Here is a 1529-nt window from a genome sequence, read left to right as displayed (position 1 = left end):
GCTCGGTGCCCTCTACTCTCTGCTGGGGCAAGTGGGGGCGCGGCAGCGCCATCCCGGCCGGGTCGTTGCAGTGCGCACGCTGGTGGATCAGACTTGCGAGCTGACCATGCAGCTGGAGCGGCCGCTCCCCCATTACCGCCCGGGTCAGTTTGCCTTTTTCGAGTTTGACGCCAAGGAGGGGCCGCACCCCTTTACCCTGGTGCGGGTGTCGGCGGATCGGCGCCAGCTGGTGATCGCGGTGCGGGCGCTCGGGGATCATACCCGTCAGCTGGTGGCAGAGGCGCGCGTCGGGGATGAGGTGGTGGTGACCGGCCCCTATGGCGCTTTTGTCGCCCCGCAAGGGGGAGGGCGAGCCCTCTGGCTGGGGGCCGGGATCGGTATCACGCCGTTTGTGGCCTGGCTGGAGGGGCTGGCTGCCCGTGGCGAGCGCGGCGAGGGGATCACCCTGATCCAGTGTGCGCCGGATCTGGCGGGCGCGGTCTACCACCAGCGGTTGGCCGAGCTCTGTCATCGCACCGGTGTGCGCTATCAGCTGCATCTGGACAAGGTGGCCGGGCGGCTGGATCTGGCCCGCATCGCGCAGGATACACCTGAGCAGGTATGGTTTTGTGGGCCAGAGGGGATGGCAGATGCCCTGACCCGGCTGTTGCCGGACGGGCATCTGCATCGCGAGCTGTTTCGCTTCCGTTGACTTCGATGGGCGCCGTTACTGGGGGCTGGCTGGCAACTGCTTGAGGGCTGCTTGTACCGCCGCCTCCAGTTGCGGATCCCGCCCCGCCAGCATGTCGGCAGGGGTGAGGGGCACCTGCAGATCCGGGATCAGCTCCTGATTCTCGTAGAAGGTGCCGTCCGGTTTGCGCAGACCCAGGGTCGGAATGCCGTAGGAGAGGCCGGGCACGAGACGGGAAGTGTGGCCATAGACCATGGTGCCGGTACCGGGCACCGGCTCGCCGACGATGGGGCCAATCTTGAGCGCGCGGTAGTACTCGGGGAAGGCGGAGCCCTCCGAGTAGCTGCCGGCGTTGACCAGCACCACCGAGGGCTTGGTCCACTGGCGGGTCGCGGCATCGCTGGCGCCTTGTCCCGCCTTGGGATCCGAGATGGCCATGCCGTGGGCGCTGCTGCTGCCGGTGAGGAAGCCGACCAGGGTATTGGCAAGATAGCCCCCCTTGTTGAAGCGCACGTCGACGATGAGCGCCTCGCTGCTGCGCAACCGGCCGAGCGCCTCCGACACCAGCTCCTCATAGACGGCGCTGTTCATCTCCGGCAGATAGACGTAGCCGACCCTGCCCTTGCTCAGCTTGGCCACCAGATCCCGCCGCTTGGCGATCCAGCTGTCGAGCTGCAGCCGGTACTCCTGCTGCTGATCGATGGCGGTCACCTCCACCTCGTCCGGCTCCTTGTTCCCCTCCTGCTGGAAGGTGAGGGCAAGCCGCGCCCCGGCCTTGTGGTTGAGGGCGCGCTCTAGCTCTGTCTGGGTGGTGACCGGATTGCCGTTGATGGCAAGCAGACGGGCACCGGCGGCGATG

The 1529-nt window shown here is 67.4% G+C and carries 1 protein-coding gene and 1 pseudogene; one reads left to right on the top strand and one right to left on the bottom strand.

Annotated features, from left to right (window positions below; translation table 11 throughout):
* Window positions 1-691, top strand: a pseudogene (locus AACS24_RS00135) (flavodoxin reductase); the annotation flags it as partial.
* A 15-nt stretch (window positions 692-706) separates the two neighbouring features.
* Here AACS24_RS00135 and AACS24_RS00130 read toward each other — a convergent pair.
* Window positions 707-1529 (bottom strand): S41 family peptidase (locus AACS24_RS00130; protein ID WP_258223030.1); only part of this gene is annotated, 823 nt, incomplete at its 5' end.

This window comes from Aeromonas sp. HMWF016 (assembly GCF_963878195.1).
Classification (GTDB): domain Bacteria; phylum Pseudomonadota; class Gammaproteobacteria; order Enterobacterales; family Aeromonadaceae; genus Aeromonas; species Aeromonas lacus.
Note: the sequence above shows the minus strand (reverse complement) of the source record. Positions and strands in the feature narration are given on the sequence as shown.